15 protein-coding genes are annotated in these 15928 nt (G+C 74.6%); 11 read left to right on the top strand and 4 right to left on the bottom strand.

Going from position 1 to position 15928, the window contains the following annotated elements; translation table 11 throughout:
- Positions 1–11: 11 nt before the first annotated feature.
- The 3 genes from BMZ50_RS10285 to BMZ50_RS10295 are packed head-to-tail and all read left to right on the top strand — an operon-like array spanning position 12 to position 2248.
- Entirely contained in the window at positions 12–1445 is a 1434-nt protein-coding gene (locus BMZ50_RS10285) for an amidase (protein WP_091323897.1), read from the top strand.
- A 38-nt stretch (positions 1446–1483) separates the two neighbouring features.
- Complete coding sequence (ctaJ, locus tag BMZ50_RS10290) at positions 1484–1744, top strand: aa3-type cytochrome oxidase subunit CtaJ (protein ID WP_091323899.1); 261 nt, start codon at positions 1484–1486, stop codon at positions 1742–1744.
- Between the two features lie 45 nt (positions 1745–1789).
- Positions 1790–2248 carry a DUF5130 family protein gene (locus BMZ50_RS10295; protein WP_091323901.1) on the top strand — a complete coding sequence of 153 codons (459 nt, stop codon included), beginning with the start codon at positions 1790–1792 and terminating at the stop codon, positions 2246–2248.
- A 78-nt stretch (positions 2249–2326) separates the two neighbouring features.
- Here the strand turns inward: BMZ50_RS10295 and pepN are convergent, their stop codons facing one another.
- Entirely contained in the window at positions 2327–4879 is a 2553-nt protein-coding gene (gene pepN, locus BMZ50_RS10300; protein WP_091323903.1) for an aminopeptidase N, read from the bottom strand.
- 145 nt (positions 4880–5024) lie between these two features.
- Here pepN and BMZ50_RS10305 point away from each other — a divergent pair, with 145 nt between their 5' ends.
- Together BMZ50_RS10305 and BMZ50_RS10310 are read left to right on the top strand one after the other, a co-directional pair.
- The gene (locus tag BMZ50_RS10305) at positions 5025–5690 is read left to right on the top strand and encodes a mycothiol-dependent nitroreductase Rv2466c family protein (protein ID WP_091323905.1); all 666 of its coding nucleotides are present in this window, start codon (positions 5025–5027) and stop codon (positions 5688–5690) included.
- 99 nt (positions 5691–5789) lie between these two features.
- Positions 5790–6545, top strand: coding sequence for an SDR family oxidoreductase (locus BMZ50_RS10310; RefSeq protein ID WP_091323907.1), 756 nt, complete (start codon positions 5790–5792; stop codon positions 6543–6545).
- 89 nt (positions 6546–6634) lie between these two features.
- Here BMZ50_RS10310 and BMZ50_RS10315 read toward each other — a convergent pair whose 3' ends face one another.
- Entirely contained in the window at positions 6635–7399 is a 765-nt protein-coding gene (locus tag BMZ50_RS10315; protein ID WP_245753537.1) for an MBL fold metallo-hydrolase, read from the bottom strand.
- Positions 7396–8073 (bottom strand): DUF429 domain-containing protein, encoded by a 678-nt coding sequence (locus BMZ50_RS10320; protein ID WP_091323908.1) that lies wholly within the window; start codon positions 8071–8073, stop codon positions 7396–7398. The genes BMZ50_RS10315 and BMZ50_RS10320 overlap by 4 nt, the downstream gene beginning before the upstream one ends.
- Before the next feature lie 26 nt (positions 8074–8099).
- Between BMZ50_RS10320 and BMZ50_RS10325 the strand changes: the two genes are divergently transcribed.
- Positions 8100–8591: a ribose-5-phosphate isomerase gene (locus tag BMZ50_RS10325; protein WP_091323909.1), complete on the top strand. Its 492-nt coding sequence runs from the start codon at positions 8100–8102 to the stop codon at positions 8589–8591.
- A gap of 86 nt (positions 8592–8677) precedes the next feature.
- On the opposite strand, the gene BMZ50_RS10330 is transcribed toward BMZ50_RS10325, so the two are convergent.
- Entirely contained in the window at positions 8678–9919 is a 1242-nt protein-coding gene (locus tag BMZ50_RS10330) for a GNAT family N-acetyltransferase (RefSeq protein ID WP_091323911.1), read from the bottom strand.
- Positions 9920–10161: 242 nt separating this feature from the next.
- Between BMZ50_RS10330 and BMZ50_RS10335 the strand changes: the two genes are divergently transcribed.
- The 5 genes from BMZ50_RS10335 (at position 10162) to helR (ending at position 15891) form a co-directional block, all read left to right on the top strand.
- The gene (locus tag BMZ50_RS10335; protein WP_091323913.1) at positions 10162–11802 is read left to right on the top strand and encodes a hypothetical protein; all 1641 of its coding nucleotides are present in this window, start codon (positions 10162–10164) and stop codon (positions 11800–11802) included.
- A gap of 71 nt (positions 11803–11873) precedes the next feature.
- The gene (locus BMZ50_RS10340; protein WP_091323915.1) at positions 11874–12848 is read left to right on the top strand and encodes a sigma-70 family RNA polymerase sigma factor; all 975 of its coding nucleotides are present in this window, start codon (positions 11874–11876) and stop codon (positions 12846–12848) included.
- Between the two features lie 17 nt (positions 12849–12865).
- Positions 12866–13093 carry a toxin-antitoxin system YwqK family antitoxin gene (locus BMZ50_RS10345; protein ID WP_218146195.1) on the top strand — a complete coding sequence of 76 codons (228 nt, stop codon included), beginning with the start codon at positions 12866–12868 and terminating at the stop codon, positions 13091–13093.
- Between the two features lie 472 nt (positions 13094–13565).
- Positions 13566–13733, top strand: a complete 168-nt coding sequence (locus BMZ50_RS10350; RefSeq protein ID WP_177212730.1) for a hypothetical protein — start codon at positions 13566–13568, stop codon at positions 13731–13733.
- Position 13734: 1 nt separating this feature from the next.
- The gene (helR, locus tag BMZ50_RS10355) at positions 13735–15891 is read left to right on the top strand and encodes an RNA polymerase recycling motor ATPase HelR (RefSeq protein WP_091323918.1); all 2157 of its coding nucleotides are present in this window, start codon (positions 13735–13737) and stop codon (positions 15889–15891) included.
- Positions 15892–15928 lie beyond the last annotated feature (37 nt).

Raw genomic sequence — 15928 nt, forward strand, 5'->3', positions numbered from 1 at the left:
CGTCCCCCCTCGTGACCTCGGGAACGCAGCTGCACGACCTGACCGCGTTGGAGCAGGCCGCCGCCGTGCGGGCGCGGGAGGTCAGCCCCACCGAACTGGTCGAGCACGCCCTGCACCGGATCGAGGCCCTCGACCGCGGGCTCGGGGCCTTCCTCACCGTCACTCCCGACCGGGCGCTGGCGGCGGCGCGGCGGGCCGAGCACCGGGTGGCCCGCGGCGGCGAGCTGCCCCCGCTGCTCGGCGTGCCCACCGCGATCAAGGACCTCAACAACACCGCCGGCGTCCGGACGACGTTCGGCAGCACCGTCTTCGCCGACAACGTCCCCACCGTCGACGACGCCGTGGTCGAGAAGCTGGCCGCAGCCGGGACGATCAGCGTGGGCAAGACCAACACGCCCGAGTTCGGCTTCCCCTGCTACACCGACAACCCCCTGGTCGGCCCGGCCCGCAGCCCGTGGGACCGCAGCCGGCTGGCCGGCGGCTCCAGCGGGGGCGCGGCCGTGGCCGTCGCCGCGGGGATGCTGCCCTTCGCGCAGGGCAGCGACGGCGGGGGGTCGATCCGCATCCCCGCCAGCATCAACGGGCTGGTCGGGATCAAACCCAGCCGCGGCCGGGTGAGCAGCGCCCCGCTGGGCGCCGACGTCACCGGGCTGGGAATCAGCGGGCCGATCGCCCGCACCGTCCGGGACGCCGCGGCGATGCTGGACGCGATGGCCGGCTCCGTGCCCGGCGACGCGAGCTGGGCGCCGCCGCTCCCGCCGGGGGAGACCTTCCTCGGCGCCGCCGAGCGGCCGGTCGGCCGGCTGCGGATCGGACGCCACCTCGAGTCGCCGATGCCCGGGGCAACGCTGGAACCGGAGATCGCGGCTGCCCTCGACGACGCCGCCCGGCTGCTGGAGGGCCTCGGCCACGAGGTCGAGGACGTTCCCCCGGGGCTGCTGGGCCCCGACGTGCTGGCCGCCTTCGAGCGGGTGTGGTCGCTGTCGGGGACGCTGCTGCCGGTGCCGCCGGAGCGGGTGGGGGAGCTGCGGCCGCTCACCCGGGAGCTGCGTGCCCGGGGCCTGGCGCTGTCGGCGCAGGCGGCGATGGAGGCGCTCACCGCGCTGCGGCTGTTCTCCCGCCGGTTCATCCAGGCCACGCAGGCCTACGACGTGCTGCTGGCGCCGGTCACCACGATGACGCCGCGCCCGCTGGGCTGGTTCGACGCCGACGGCGACGGCGCGGCGGACTTCGAACGGCAGAAGCGCTACGCGGCGTTCACCGCGGTCTTCAACGTCACCGGGCAGCCGGCGGTGAGCGTGCCGCTGCACTGGACCGCCGGCGGGCTGCCCGTCGGTACGATGCTCGTCGGCCGGCCCGCCGACGAGGCGACGCTGATCGCGCTGTCCGCGCAGCTGGAGGCGGCGCGGCCCTGGGCGCACCGTCACCCGCCGGGGTGGGACTGATCACGGCCCGGCGGGTCGCGGGCGGTAGGTTTGTCGCCGTGACCGTCGTCGAGACCCTGCTCGTCTTCGTCGTGGCCCCGCTGGCGATCTTCGCGCTCCTGGCCGCGCTGATCTACCTCCCCGGGGGACGGCAGCGCAGGCCGCGCTACAAGGCCGGCCAGCCGTGGGAGCACGAGCCGGTCTGGTACGAGCCGCACCCCGACTCCGCCGGCCACGGCGGCGGGCACGGCCACGCGGCGCTGCCCGCCGGCGCGTCGGCCTCCGGCCGCCCGCTCGGCGGCGCGCGCGGGACGTGGTGAGGTCATGACCGTCGACACGCACGAGAACACCCCCGGAGGCCGGAGATGACCCGCGCGGTGGAAGCCAGGTCCCACGACACGGCGACCAGGGAGACCGCCCCGGCCCGCACCGACGAGGCCGAGCCGGACGCGATCTTCAGCTACCAGGAGCTGCTCCGCCTCGACGAGGCGCTGACGATGTCCTCCCGGGAGACCGGGCTGCGCTTCACCCTCTACATCGGTGACCTCGGCCCGCGCACCCGGGTGCGCGCGGAGGAGCTGTTCGAGAGCTCGGGCGGCCCGCTCGCCGAGTCCGTCCTGATCGCCGTCTCGCCCGGCCAGCGGGTCGTGGAGGTCGTCGTCGGCGCCGCGGCGTCCCGGCGGCTGCCCGACCGCGCCTGCGCGCTGGCCGTGCTGTCGATGACCAACGCCTTCGCCTCCGGCGACTTGATCGGCGGTCTGGTCAACGGCCTGCGCCAGCTCTCCGACCAGGCCGGCCACCCGCGGGGCCTGCGCACGCACTGAGCCGCGGCGCCACTGCCGGAACCGCGACGGGCCCGGCCGGAACACCTGTTCCGGCCGGGCCCGTCGCGGTCGCAGCGGTCAGCTGCCCGCCGCGGTGTCCCGTTCCCGGGCGCGCAGCGCGCGGGCGATCCCGTCCCGGCCCTCGCTGATCAGGCGCCGCAGCGGGGCCGGGTGGCCGGGGTCGGCCAGCCAGGCGTCCGCGGCCTGGATCGTGCGCTGCTCGACGACCGGCGGGAACAGGTACTGCGCCGTGTTCTTGGCGATCTCGCCGGGCCGGCGGTCCCACAGCGGCCCGATGTCGGCGAAGTACCGGTCCACGTACCCGGCGGTCAGCTCGAGCTGGGCAGGGTGCCAGAAGCCCTGCAGCATCGCCTCGTGCACCGCGTTCGGGATGGTGTCGTCGGTGAAGATCCGCTGCCACGTCTCGGCCTTCGACTCCGGCGTCGGCCGCAGCGCCCGGGCGGTGGCCGCCCGACGCAGCCCGGTGGCGGTGGCGTCCCGCTCCAGTTCGGCGTCGATCTCGGCGTCCCCGGCCGCGCCGATCGCCACCAGCCCGTGCAGGAACGCCCAGCGGGCGTCGGCGTCGACGACCAGCCCTGGAACCTCCCGGGACCCGTCGAGCAGGCCGCGCAGCACGGCGGCGTGCTCGTCGGTGCGGGCCGCGGCGGCGAAGGTCCGCGACCACTGCAGCTGCCGGTCGCTGCCCGGTTCGGCGCTCTCCAGGCCGGCCAGCGCCCGGTCGGCCAGCATCGACCAGCCGGTGCGCGCCCAGTCCGGCGCGGCGTAGTTCGCGAGCGCCGTCTGCACCCGGGCCAGCAGCGCCTGGACGACGCTGGTCTCGCTCTCCGCGTCCACCCCGGACAGCACCAGCTGCACCCACTCGCGGGCCGGCAGCTCGGCGTCGCGGGTCATGTCCCAGGCCGCCGACCAGCACAGCGCGCGGGGCAGGGAGTCGGGGAGGTCGCCGATGCGGGTGCGCAGGGTGACCAGCGACCGGTCGTCGAGCCGCAGCTTGGCGTAGGTCAGGTCATCGTCGTTGACCAGGACCAGGTCGGCCGCCGGGTAGCCGGCCAGCTCGGCGACCTCGGTGAGCGCACCGTCGACGTCCAGCTCGACCCGGTGCGTGCGGGTCAGCCCGGTGGGGCCGTCGGTGTAGAGGCCGACGGCCAGCCGGTGCCGGCGCAGAACCGGGTGCTCGGCGGGCGCGGTCTGCTCGATGGCGAAGCGGCGGTACCGGCCGTCGTCGTCGAGCTCGTACACCGGGCGCAGCGTGTTCACCCCGCTGGTCTCCAGCCATTGCTCCGACCACCACGACAGGTCGCGGCCCGAGCTCTCCGACAGCAGCGCCAGCAGGTCGCCCAGCGTGGTGTTGCCGTACTCGTACTTGCGGAAGTACCGCCGCACGCCGGCAAGGAAGGGCTCGCGCCCGACGTAGGCGACCAGCTGCTTGAGTACCGAGGCGCCCTTCGCGTAGGTGATCCCGTCGAAGTTGACCTCGACCGCGGCCACGTCGGGGATGTCGGCGGCGACCGGGTGCGTGGAGGGCAGCTGGTCCTGCGCGTACGCCCACGCCTTCTCGGTGTTGGCGAACGTCGTCCAGGCGGTCGTGTACTCGGTCGCCTCGGCCTGGCAGAGCGTCGAGATGTAGGTGGCGAAGGACTCGTTGAGCCACAGGTCGTCCCACCAGCGCATGGTGACCAGGTCGCCGAACCACATGTGGGCCAGCTCGTGCAGCACCGTCTCGGCCCGCCGCTCGTACCGGGCGCGGCTGACCCGGGAGCGGAAGACGTAGTCCTCCAGGAAGGTCACCGCACCGGCGTTCTCCATCGCCCCGGCGTTGAACTCGGGGACGAACAGCTGGTCGTACTTGTCGAACGGGTACGGGTAGTCGAAGACCCGGTGGTAGAAGTCGAAGCCCTGCTTGGTGACCCGGAACAGCTCGTCGGGGTCGAGGTACTGCGCCAGGGAGGCCCGGCAGTACAGGCCCAGCGGGATGCCGTCGTGGGAGTCGGTGACCTTCGCGTACGGGCCCGCGATCAGCGCCAGCAGGTAGGTCGACAGCCGCTTGGTGGGCTCGAAGTGCACCAGCTGGGAGCCACCGGGGCCGGCCTCGATGGTGCGGCCGCCGCTGTTGGAGACGACCTGCCAGTCGAAGGGCGCGGTCACGTGCACGGTGTAGGTGGCCTTGAGGTCGGGCTGGTCGAAGCAGGTGAACACCCGCTTGGCCTCGGCCGGCTCGAAGTGCGTGTAGAGGTAGACCTGCCCGTCCTCGGGGTCGACGAAGCGGTGCAGCCCCTCGCCGGAGTTGGAGTAGCGGCAGTCGGCGACGACGACGAGGGTGTTCTCCGCGGCCAGCCCGGGCAGCGGCAGGCCGCCCTCCTCGGTGTAGCCGGCCACGTCCAGCTCGACCCCGTTGAGGGTCGCCGAGTGCACCGTCTCGGCCACCAGGTCGATGAAGGTGTCGGCGCCGGGCTCCCGGCAGCTGAACTGCACCGTCGTGGTCGACCCGAAGGTCCGCTCGCCGGGGTGCCCGGCGCCGTCGGTCAGGTCGAACTGGACGTCGTAGCTGTGCACCGCCAGCAGTCGGGCGCGGGCGGCGGCGTCATCGCGGGTGAGGTTGGGTACGGCCACACCAGGGAGCTTCCCACGGCGCGCCGCGCCCATTCCGGTCCGCGGCGGATGCTTCCGGTTGAGGGAACAACCACCTCACCGGTTGGCTTGGGACCAGCAGGAACCCCGGCGTGCGACGCCGGCACACCGACGCGAGGAGTCAGACATGACCGAGGCTGTGCAGAGCGCCCCCGTGAAGGCGCGCGTGGACTTCTGGTTCGACCCGCTGTGCCCGTGGGCCTGGCTGACCAGCCGCTGGATCCTCGAGGCGGCGAAGGTGCGCGACATCGACCTGCACTGGCACGTCATGTCCCTCGCCGTGCTCAACCGCGGGCGGGACCTGCCCGAGGAGTACCAGGAGATGATGAAGCAGGCGATCGGCCCGGTGCGGGTCGCGATCGCCGCCGCCCAGCAGCACGGCGAGGAGGTCCTCGGCGACCTCTACACCGCCATGGGCACGCTGCGGCACCACGAGGGCGTCGAGCTCGACGAGCTGATCGCCCCGGCGCTCGAGCGGGTCGGGCTGCCGGCCTCCCTGGCCGAGGCGGCCACCTCCACCGAGTACGACGTCGCGCTGGAGAAGAGCCACCACGAGGGCATGGACCCGGTCGGCGAGGACGTCGGCACGCCGGTCATGCACATCGACGGCGTCGCGTTCTTCGGCCCGGTCATCAGCAGGGTCCCGACCGGTGAGGACGCCGGCCGGGCCTTCGACGGTGCCGTCCTGCTGGCCAACCTGCCCGACTTCTGGGAGCTCAAGCGGACCCGCACCGCCGGGCCCGACATGGACTCGGTCCCCGCCGACACCCTGCGGCTCACCGGCCGCCGCTGAAAGAGGGCCCTGGTGCCCCCGCCGCTCGCAGGCTCGTGGCGGGCCCCTGCACCAGGGCCGTTCCGGCCGCTCCAGGGCGGGGTGCGGCATGCTGACCGGGTGCCGCACCCCGTCCGCCAGCGCATCCTGATCACCGGCGCGAGCTCCGGCCTCGGCGAGGGCATGGCCCGCCGGTTCGCCGCCAAGGGCCGCGACCTGGCGCTCGCCGCCCGCCGCGCCGACCGGCTCGAGGCCCTCCGCGACGAGCTGCTCGCCGCCCATCCCGGCATCCGCGTCGTCGTCTCCGCCCTCGACGTCGACGACGCCGCAGCGGTCGAGGACGTCGTCCCGAAGCTCGCCGGCGAGCTCGGCGGGATCGACCGGTTCATCGTCAACGCCGGCATCGGCAAGGGCGCCTCGATCGGCACCGGCAAGGCGTGGGCGAACCGGGCGACGCTGGTCACCAACGTCCTCGGCGCGCACGCCCAGTGCGAGGCGGCCACGGAGCTCTTCCGGGCCCAGGGCCACGGCCACCTGGTGGTCATCTCCTCCGTCGCCTCCCTCCGCGGCATGCGCGGCACGCGGACGGCGTACGGCGCCGGAAAGGCCGCCCTCAACGCGCTGGCCGAGGGCATCCGGTCCGACCTCCTGGGCACCGGCATCCGGGTCACCACGGTCCTGCCCGGCTACATCGCCACCGATATCAACGTGGGCCGCCGCGGCCCGTTCACCGTCGACCTCGACACCGGCGTCGCCGCCCTCACCGCCGCCATCGAGCGGGAGCCGGTGCGGGCCTACGTCCCCGAGTGGCCCTGGCGGCCGGTCGCGGCGCTGCTGCGCGTGCTCCCGCTGCCCGTCGTCCGCCGGCTCACCTGAAGGAAGGACCTCGAGAAGGACCCCGTCCTCCCCACCGGTCGCAGGCTCGTGGCGGCGCCCTGGACGGGGCCGCCCGACCCTGCGCGAGCTCAGGGCGGGACCCGGGACGCGGCCACGCGCATGGTCGCCGCGTCGTAGGGGCCCTGCTCCGGCCGGCCGGACCGGACGGCGGCCAGCACCGCACGCAGTTCCGCCCGCTGCGCGCCGACGAACGCCGCATCGACGACCGCACCGTGCCCGGGCACGACCGGGCCGCGGGCCAGCGCCTGCAGCCGGCCCAGGGTGTCCGGCCACTCGGCGGGGAAGGCGTCCTCGAACGCCGGGGGAGCGCCCTCCTCGACGAGGTCGCCGGCGAAGACGACGCCGGCCTCGACCTGCACCACCAGGTCGTGCCCGGTGTGCCCCCGGCCGAGGAACCGCAGCGTCACCTCCCGCCCGCCGATGTCGAGCACCGCGCGGTCGTCGACCAGGGCGTCGGGCGGGTCCAGCGGAGCCCGCCGCACCCGCTCCGCGGCGGCCGCGTGCCCGCCGGCGAGCAGCTCGGCCACCCGCGCGGCGCGCTGGGCCTCCCCGGTGGCGCGCAGCTCCTCCGCGCAGCCCCGGGCCGCCCAGATCACCCCGGGCCGGAAGGCCGCGTTGCCGAAGCAGTGGTCGTAGTGCGCGTGGGTGTTGACCACCGTCCACGGGTGCGGCGTGACCCGTCGGACGGCGGCGGCCAGGTCGGCGGCCTCGCCCAGGTCGGAGCGGGTGTCGACGACCAGGCAGGCGCCGTCGCCGACGACCAGCCCGCAGTTGAGGTCGAGGGACTCGTGCCGGCGGACGAACACCCCGTCGGCGATCTCCGCGAAGTTCACCAGCAGATCCGCATCGGCCGGCCGCGGACGTCGGTCGCGCCGTCCCCGACGCACTCGGCGGCGCCGTCCGCGACCCGCCGGGCCGACCAGGCGGCGGCGCAGGCGTCGAGGGCGTCGACGACGGGCACCCCCGACGGGGCGGCGGCCAGCGCGTCCTCGACGTCCATGACGGCGCGCAGCGCCCGCAGCCGCTGGACGGTGCCGCGCGCGGTGCCCTTGGGGTCGCGGACGCCGTCGTCCAGGGCGCGGAAGGCCAGCTCGGGGTGGACCTCCACGACCCGCGGGTCCGGCGGGTCCCCGAGGGCGTCGTCCAGGTCGCGGACCGCGGCCACCAGCTGCCAGGTCTGCGCCGACGGCGCCCGCGCCCCGGCCGTCGCCGCGCGGCTGAGCTCCCGGGCGTGCGCGTAGTCGCGGGCGGCCAGCACCGCCCGCACGGGCGCGGGGAACACCGAGCCGGCCGCACCGCGCCCGCGCAGGGCGCCCCGGGCGGCCACGTCGCAGGCGCGGACGCCGTCGTCGGACAGGCCGATCGGCATGTCGATCCCGACCACCTCGATCCCCGGGACGGCGCGGACGGCGGCGGCGTCGGCCAGGACCGACAGGGTCACCGACCGGCCCTCCAGGACGGCGCCGACCCAGGCACCGCGCCAGCCGTCGACCCCCAGCACCGCCACGTCCGCAGCCTGACAGACTCGCGACCATGCGCGTCTTCGTCGGCACCGACCACGCTGGCCTGGAGTTCAAGGAGCACCTGAAGAAAGTGCTCGCCGACAACGGCTACGAGCCGGTCGACTGCGGGGCGTACGAGTACGACGCCCAGGACGACTACCCACCGTTCTGCTTCGCGGTGGGCGAGCGCACGGTCACCGAGCCGGGCAGCTTCGGCGTGGTCATCGGCGGCTCGGGCAACGGCGAGCAGATCGCCGCGAACAAGGTGCCCGGCGTGCGGGCCGCGCTGGTGTGGAACCGGTCCACCGCCGAGCTGGCCCGCGGGCACAACGACGCCAACGTGGTCGCGATCGGCGCCCGGCAGCACAGCCTGGAGGAGGCCACCGAGCTGGTGCTGCACTTCCTCGCCTCGCCGTTCAGCGGGGACGAGCGGCACGTTCGCCGGATCCGGCTGATCGCCGAGTACGAGCAGAACCGGCACCGCCCCGCCGGCGGGCTGCCCACCCGCGACGAGCCGGTCTAGAGACTCGAGGGAGTCGTTCCGATCCCGGTCGGCCCCGTCCAGAGGCTCGCCGCGAGCGTGCGAGCGGTGAGGAGGACGGGGTCCTTTCAGAACTCGTCGGGGCACCACGGGCCGAGCGGCCAGCGGAAGGCGGTCGCGGCGAGCGTGACCGCCCCGGGGCTCACCTCCTCGACCCGGCCGGCCGCCTGCAGCGTGGCCAGGGACTCGCCGCCGAGGTAGGCGGCCCCCAGCGCCTCGACGTCGACCACGAGGTCGGGGTCGCGGTCCGTGCGGGCGCAGTGCCCGCCGGCCGGGTGCCCGGTCAGCCGCCAGCGGCCGGCGTTCCACGGGCAGAACGGGTCGCGCACCTCGAGCACCAGGTCGATCGGCGCCGGGTAGCGGCGGGCGGCCAGGGCGCGGTCGACGTCGACCAGCCGCACCCAGAGGGCGTCGACCGGCCGGCTGTGCAGCGCGCGGGGATCGGCCAGCAGGTACCGCAGCGGGTCGTCGGACGGGAGGAGCGGCGCCTTCACCGTGCGGACCAGGTCCAGGGAGAGCAGGAACCGCCACAGCGCCGCGTACGCCGGGGTGCTCGTGCTCCGGATCTCCTCCACCGTCACCGTGCCGTCGGGCTCGCCGGCGTCGGTCCAGCCGGCCTTCACCCGGTAGGCGGCGTACCCGGTGACCGTGCCGTCGGGCTCGGTGTGCAGCAGGTACCGCCGGGTGGTGGCGCCGTGCCGCTGGTCGGGCTCGTCGCGCAGGGCGCGGTCCCACCAGCGGTCGTCGCGGTCGAGGTTGCCTGGGACGAACCGGCGCACCCGGTCGTGCAGCCCCACGGCGGCGGCGCGGTACCGCTCGACCCCGACCAGGTCGACCCGGCCGGCACCCGCGTCCACCCCCGGCCGCAGCCGCAGCCGCGCCACGCTCCCGGAGAGGTTGCCCCGCCAGGTGGCCGGCGCGTACCCGAAGCGGCCGTAGATCGACGACTCCGACGCCCACAGCGCAGCCACCGGCTCGCGCTGCTGCTCGTGCAGCTCGGTCAGCTGGCGTCGCATGATCGCGGTCAGCACGCCCTGCCGGCGGTGGGTGGGGGAGACGGTCACCCAGGTGATCCCGGCGCAGGCGACGACGGCGCCGGGCACGGTCAGCTGCCGGCTGTAGATGCCCGCCGTCGCGACCACCCGGTCGTCCTCCCACAGCCCCAGCGACCGGTCCAGCTCGGCGTGCGCGGGCACCGCGTCGACGAACGAGCGCGGCGGCTCCTCGGCGAAGACGTCGAACAGCGCGCGGCTGAACGTGGGCCAGTCCTCGGGCGTGGCGGGGCGGAGGGAGCCGGCGAGATCGGTCACCGGAGCTGTCTACCCGCCCCCTCCGGGGGTCCGCGACCGCATTCCGGAGGATGGCGGGGAGGGCGTCGCGACGTGGGCGACGCGGCTGCTTCTCGAGGCTCACGCGGCGAGGCGTGCCCCATCCCACCAGCCGGTCGATCGGTCGTCGGGCTGGCCCGGACCCCCCGATAGGGTCGGCCGAGCCGAGCGCCGGCGGCGTCGCGACCCCGCGTGGCCCGGGTGCCCGGCGGGGGAGGAAGCCCGTGCGTCCTACGGCGGTCCCGATCGCCCTGACCGTCGTCGTGCTGCTCGGGGCCTGCACACCGGTGGCCGAGAAGACGGCCGAGGCCGGCGAGCCGGCCGTCGTCGGCACCTCGGTGCCCGATGCCGCGCTCACCCTGGTCGCCGACGAGGACCCGGTCGCGTCTGCCGCCGCCACCAGCCGGGCGCTGTTCGACAGCGCCGAGGTCGTGGTGGTGGCGCGGGACGGGGACGCCGCGGGCACGCTGCTGGGTGCCTCGGCCGCGGTCGGGCTCGGTGTCCCTCTGCTGCTCGAGCCGGCCGGCGGGGGCACCGCCGAGCCGCTCGGCGCCGAGCTGGACCGGCTGGGGACGACGACGGTGCTCGCCGTCGGCGCGGCCGAGGGAAGCGCCGCGGAGGAGGTGCTGGCGGTACCGGCCGTCCCGGAGGCGGTCGCCGCGGCGACCGGGCTGGAGCTCTCCGACGTGCGCCGGGTGGACCTCGACGGCGCCTCCGCCGCGGTGGCCGCCCTCGGCCCGGAGTGGCCGGTCGCGTTGCAGCCGCCGGGCACCGACGGGGACCCGGCGGGGGACGTCGGCGCGCTGCCCGTCGTCGACCGCGCCGATCCGCTGACCGGCACCCTCGTGCTGGCCACCGGCGATCCGACCGCGGTGGCCGGCCTCGCCACCGCACGGGCCGCCGGTGCCCGGGTGCACCTCACCGGCGGTGCGACCGATCCGCGCAGCTCGGCGGAGACCGTGCGGCTGCTGGCCGGGCAGCACGTCGACGCGGTGGTGGCGCTGGGCCCCGGGTTCGCCGCCGAGGACGGGCTGGACTGGAAGCTGGAGACGGCGGCCACCGGTGTCGAGCTGCCGGCGGGCGGGCAGCTGCTGTTCCCGGCGTCCTTCCTCGTCGCCCTGTACGGGCATCCGGGCACCGGCGCGCTCGGGGTGCTGGGGGAGCAGGGGCTGCCGGCCGCGATCGAGCGGGCCCGGGCGCACGCCGCCCCGTACGAGCCGCTGGTGCCCGGGGCCACCGTCGTCCCGACCTTCGAGATCATCGCCACGATCGCCTCGGCCGGCCCCGGGGACGACGGCAACTACTCGGCGGAGGCCGATCCGGAGGCGCTGCGGCCGTGGGTCGAGGCGGCGGGGGAGGCGGGCATGTACGTCGTCCTGGACCTGCAGCCCGGCCGCACCGACTTCCTCACCCAGGCGCAGCGGTACGAGTCCCTGCTCGCGCTGCCGCACGTCGGGCTCGCGCTGGACCCGGAGTGGCGGCTCGCGCCGGAGCAGGTGCACCTGACCCAGATCGGCTCGGTGGGCATCGACGAGGTCAACCGGGTGGTCGCGTGGCTGGCCGACCTCACCCGCAGCCGCGCGCTGCCGCAGAAGCTGCTGGTGCTGCACCAGTTCCAGGTGCGGATGATCCCCGAGCGGGAGCGGCTGGACACCTCCCGCGACGAGCTGGCGATCATGGTGCACGCGGACGGGCAGGGCGCCCAGGGGGACAAGCAGGCCACCTGGCAGGCGCTGCGGCAGACCGATCCGGACGCCGTGCACTGGGGCTGGAAGAACTTCTACGACGAGGACGCCCCGATGCTCACCCCCGAGCAGACGGTGGCGCAGGTCGTCCCCCGACCGGATCTGATCAGCTACCAGTAGCACCCCGACCCCTCCCGTTGTGTCGGTGCCCTGTGGTGAGCTGGCGCGGCCCGCAACCCCCAGGAGGACCCGTGACCAGCGTGGTGAGCCGAGAGCTGGACCCTCGGCTGCTCGAGCACCGGCGGGAGCTGACCGGCTACTGCTACCGCATGCTGGGGTCGTCCTTCGACGCCGACGACGCGGTGCAGGAGACGATGGTGCGCGCCTGGCGGGGGCTGGCCGACTTCGAGGGCCGCTCGGCGCTGCGCTCGTGGCTGTACCGGATCGCGACCAACGTCTGCCTCGACCAGCTGTCGGGCCGCAAGCGCCGCGCGCTGCCGATGGACCTCTCCGGATCGCCCTGGCAACCGGTCGAGGCGTCGCTGGCGGCGCAGCGGCCGGCCACCGCGTGGGTGGAGCCGGTGCTCGACCGCCAGGTCGTCCCTGAGGACGGCGACCCCGCGGAGCAGGCGGTGGCCCGCGAGTCGATCCGGCTGGCGTTCGTGGCCGCGCTCCAGCACCTGCCCCCGCGGCAGCGCGCCGTGCTGCTGCTGCGCGAGGTGCTGCGCTGGAAGGCCGACGAGGTGGCGCAGCTGCTCGACACCACGGTGGCCTCGGTGAACAGCGCGCTGCAGCGCGCCCGCGCCACGCTGGCCGGCGTGGGCGCCGAGATCGATCCGCGGCCGCTGGAGCCCGGCGAGGCCGACCTGCTGCGCCGCTACGTCGACGCGTTCGAGCGCTACGACATCGACGCCTTCGTCGCGCTCCTGCACGAGGACGCCACCCAGCACATGCCGCCGTTCGAGATGTGGCTGCGCGGCCCGGCCGACATCGGCGCCTGGATGCGCGGGCCCGGGGCCGGCTGCCGGGGCTCCCGGGTGGTGCCGACGCGGGCCAACGGGTCACCGGCGTTCGCGCAGTACCGGCCCCGCGCCGGGGGTGGTCACGAGCCGTGGGCTCTGCACGTGCTCGAGGTGGAGGCCGGGCGGATCGCCCACATCTCGAGCTTCCTCGACCTCGGTACGAGCCTGTTCCGCCGGCTCGGCCTGCCCGTCCAGCCGGCCTGAGAGCCCGAGGAAGGTCGGTGCCGAACACCGACTTCTCCGAAGGCATCCACGAGGAGCTGCACCGCGACGGCTCGCTGCGCGCCCGCGGCCCCGTCGTCGACGGAAAGCCCCACGGCTACTGGGAGTGGTTCCGCCTCGACGGCACGAAGCTGCGGTCGGGCCGGTTCGACCAGGGGCACGACGTCGGGGAGTGGACGACCTACGACAGGTCGGGAACGCCCTACAAGGTCACCAACCGAGGGTGAGGGCGCGCCGCTCGGGCCGCGTGACGTGACGGCCGTGCCCGGTCCCGGCGCACCGGCAGGCGCGCCCGCCGGCTGATCCGCGGCGAGTTCCGCCCAGCGCTCGTGCGGCTCGGCGACGAACTCCATGAGATGGCGGTGCGCTCGACGACATCGAGCCGGCCCCTACTGATGAAGGGTGAAGAGCTTCTCGTTCCGCGGGTGCATCCATGGGCCCACGGGAGATGCCTCGTGGGCCGGCGGTACCGCCGTGCGCGCCGCCGCTTCGTCCACGGCTTGTCCGTCTACGCGGACGAAAAAAGGGAAGGGAGCCCACTCCCTTCCACTTCCAACGTATAGCGCACCGGGGGGCTTGCGGCAAGACCCGGGGCGGGCCGCAGAATCGCCGGCCGAGGCCGAAATCTGCGGAATCGGGGGTCGCGAAGTGCGCGTGGTGTTGCCGGCCTACGACTCGCGCGGATGCGTCGAACCGCTGGTGGGACTCGCGGTGCGGCTGCGCGCACTCGTCTCCTCCGGCTGGGCCGACCTGGCCCTGACCGACGACCGGGCCGACTGCCTCGCCGTCGCCGAGGTCGACCAGCAGGCACTCTTCGGGCGGGTGGCCGACCCGGGCATCGGCGCGGTCAGCCGAGAAAGGCCGTGACATGAACCCCCTGACCACCAGCGCGTTCGACCTTCCCGACCACCTCGCCCCCAAGGCCGCCCCGATGCTGATCGCCGGCGACGAGCGGCACTTCGCGGCCATTGCGGAGAGCCTCGAGCAGTCGATCGCCGACCTGTCCGACCGTCTCGATGCCGAGCGCAGGGCGCCCGGCGGCATCGGCCAGGAGGCGCTGGACCGGGACCTGGAGATCCACCGGCTGACCGCTCGGCTGCGCACCCTGCGTCGCTTCGGTCTGGACCTGTGCCTGGGGCACATCGTCAGGGCGGACGACCCCGAGCCGGTGTACGTCGGACGGCTCGGCCTCACCGACAGCGCGGGGCGCCGGCTGCTGCTCGACTGGCGCTCTCCCACGGCCGAGCCGTTCTTCGGAGCGACCCACGCCAACCCGATGGGCCTGGCGAGCCGCCGCAGGTATCGCTGGACCCGCGGCCGGATCAGCGACTACTGGGACGAGGTGTTCACCTCGGACGGGTTCGACGGGCACGCTGCCGCGCTCGACGACCAGTCGGCCTTCATCGCGAGCCTGGGCAGCAACCGGTCGGCCCGGATGCGGGACGTGCTGGGCACGATCCAGGCCGACCAGGACGCCATCATCCGGGCGGGATCCGGCGGCCCTCTCGTCGTCGACGGCGGTCCGGGTACGGGGAAGACGGTCGTCGCCCTGCACCGCACCGCGTACCTGCTCTACGCCGACTCGCGCATCGGTCACCATCGGGGTGGGGTCCTGTTCGTCGGCCCGCACCAGCCCTACCTGGCCTACGTCGCCGACGTCCTCCCCAGCCTCGGCGAGGAGGGCGTGCAGACCTGCACCCTGCGGGACCTGGTCCCCCAGGGAGCCGCGGCAGGGATCGAGGCGGACCCGGACGTGGCCCGCCTGAAGGCGTCCGCGGACCTGGTGGCCGCGATCGAGGCGGCCGTCCGGTTCTACGAGGAGCCGCCCACCACGGGCATGACGGTCGAGACCGACACGGCCGACATCCGGCTGAGCGCCGACGACTGGGCCGAGGCGTTCGAGGCGCCGGACCCCGGTACCCCGCACAACGAGGCCCGGGACCAGATCTGGGACGAGCTGCTCGCGATCCTGATGGACAAGTGCGACGGCGGCGAGGACGACGACCTGCTCCGGAAGTCGCTGCAGCAGAACCGCGACCTGCTGGCGACCTTCAACCGGGCGTGGCCGCTGCTCGAGGCGACGGACCTCGTCGGAGACCTGTGGTCGGTGCCGGCGTACCTGCGGAAGTGCGCACCCTGGCTCGGCGCCGACGACGTCCGGAAGCTGCAGCGCGAGCACGCCCAGGCCTGGACGGTGTCCGACCTGCCACTCCTGGACGCCGCACGGCAGCGACTCGGCGACCCCGAGACGTCCCGGCGCCGGCGCCGCCAGGAGGCCGCTGCCGCCCTCGAACGCGAGCGGATGGCCGACGTGATCGACCGGCTGATCGAGGCCGACGACTCCGAGCTGCTGCTGATGACGACCCTGCGCCACCAGGACCTCCGGGACGCCCTGGTCGACGAGGCCGCGCTGCCCACCGCAGACCCGGACCTGCTCGCCGGCCCGTTCGCGCACATCGTCGTGGACGAGGCCCAGGAGCTGACCGACGCGGAGTGGCAGATGCTGCTGCTCCGCTGCCCGTCCCGGAGCTTCACCATCGTCGGGGACCGCGCCCAGGCCAGGCACGGGTTCACCGAGACGTGGCAGGAACGGCTCCAGCGGATCGGCCTCGACGGGATCACCCTGGCGTCCCTGACCATCAACTACCGGACGCCGGAAGAGGTCATGGCCGAAGCCGAGCCGGTCATTCGGGCCGTGCTCCCGGACGCCAACGTGCCGACCTCCATCCGCAGCAGCGGTGTCCCCGTGGTCCACGGTCCTGCGTCGGAGCTGGGCTCGATCCTCGACACCTGGCTCGTCGAGCACGCCGAGGGGGAGGGGATCGCCTGCGTCATCGGCGATCCCACGTTCCGGGCGACGTCCCGCGTCCGGTCGCTGACCCCGGAGCTTGCGAAGGGGCTCGAGTTCGACCTGGTCGTCCTCGTCGACCCCGAGGTGTTCGGCACCGGCATCGAAGGAGCGGTCGACCGCTATGTCGCGATGACCCGAGCGACCCAGCAACTCGTCATCCTCACGAGCTCCTGACCGAGCGTCGCCGGACAGGGCCGTGACCAGCCGTACG

The organism is Geodermatophilus ruber (assembly GCF_900114385.1).
Classification (GTDB): domain Bacteria; phylum Actinomycetota; class Actinomycetes; order Mycobacteriales; family Geodermatophilaceae; genus Geodermatophilus; species Geodermatophilus ruber.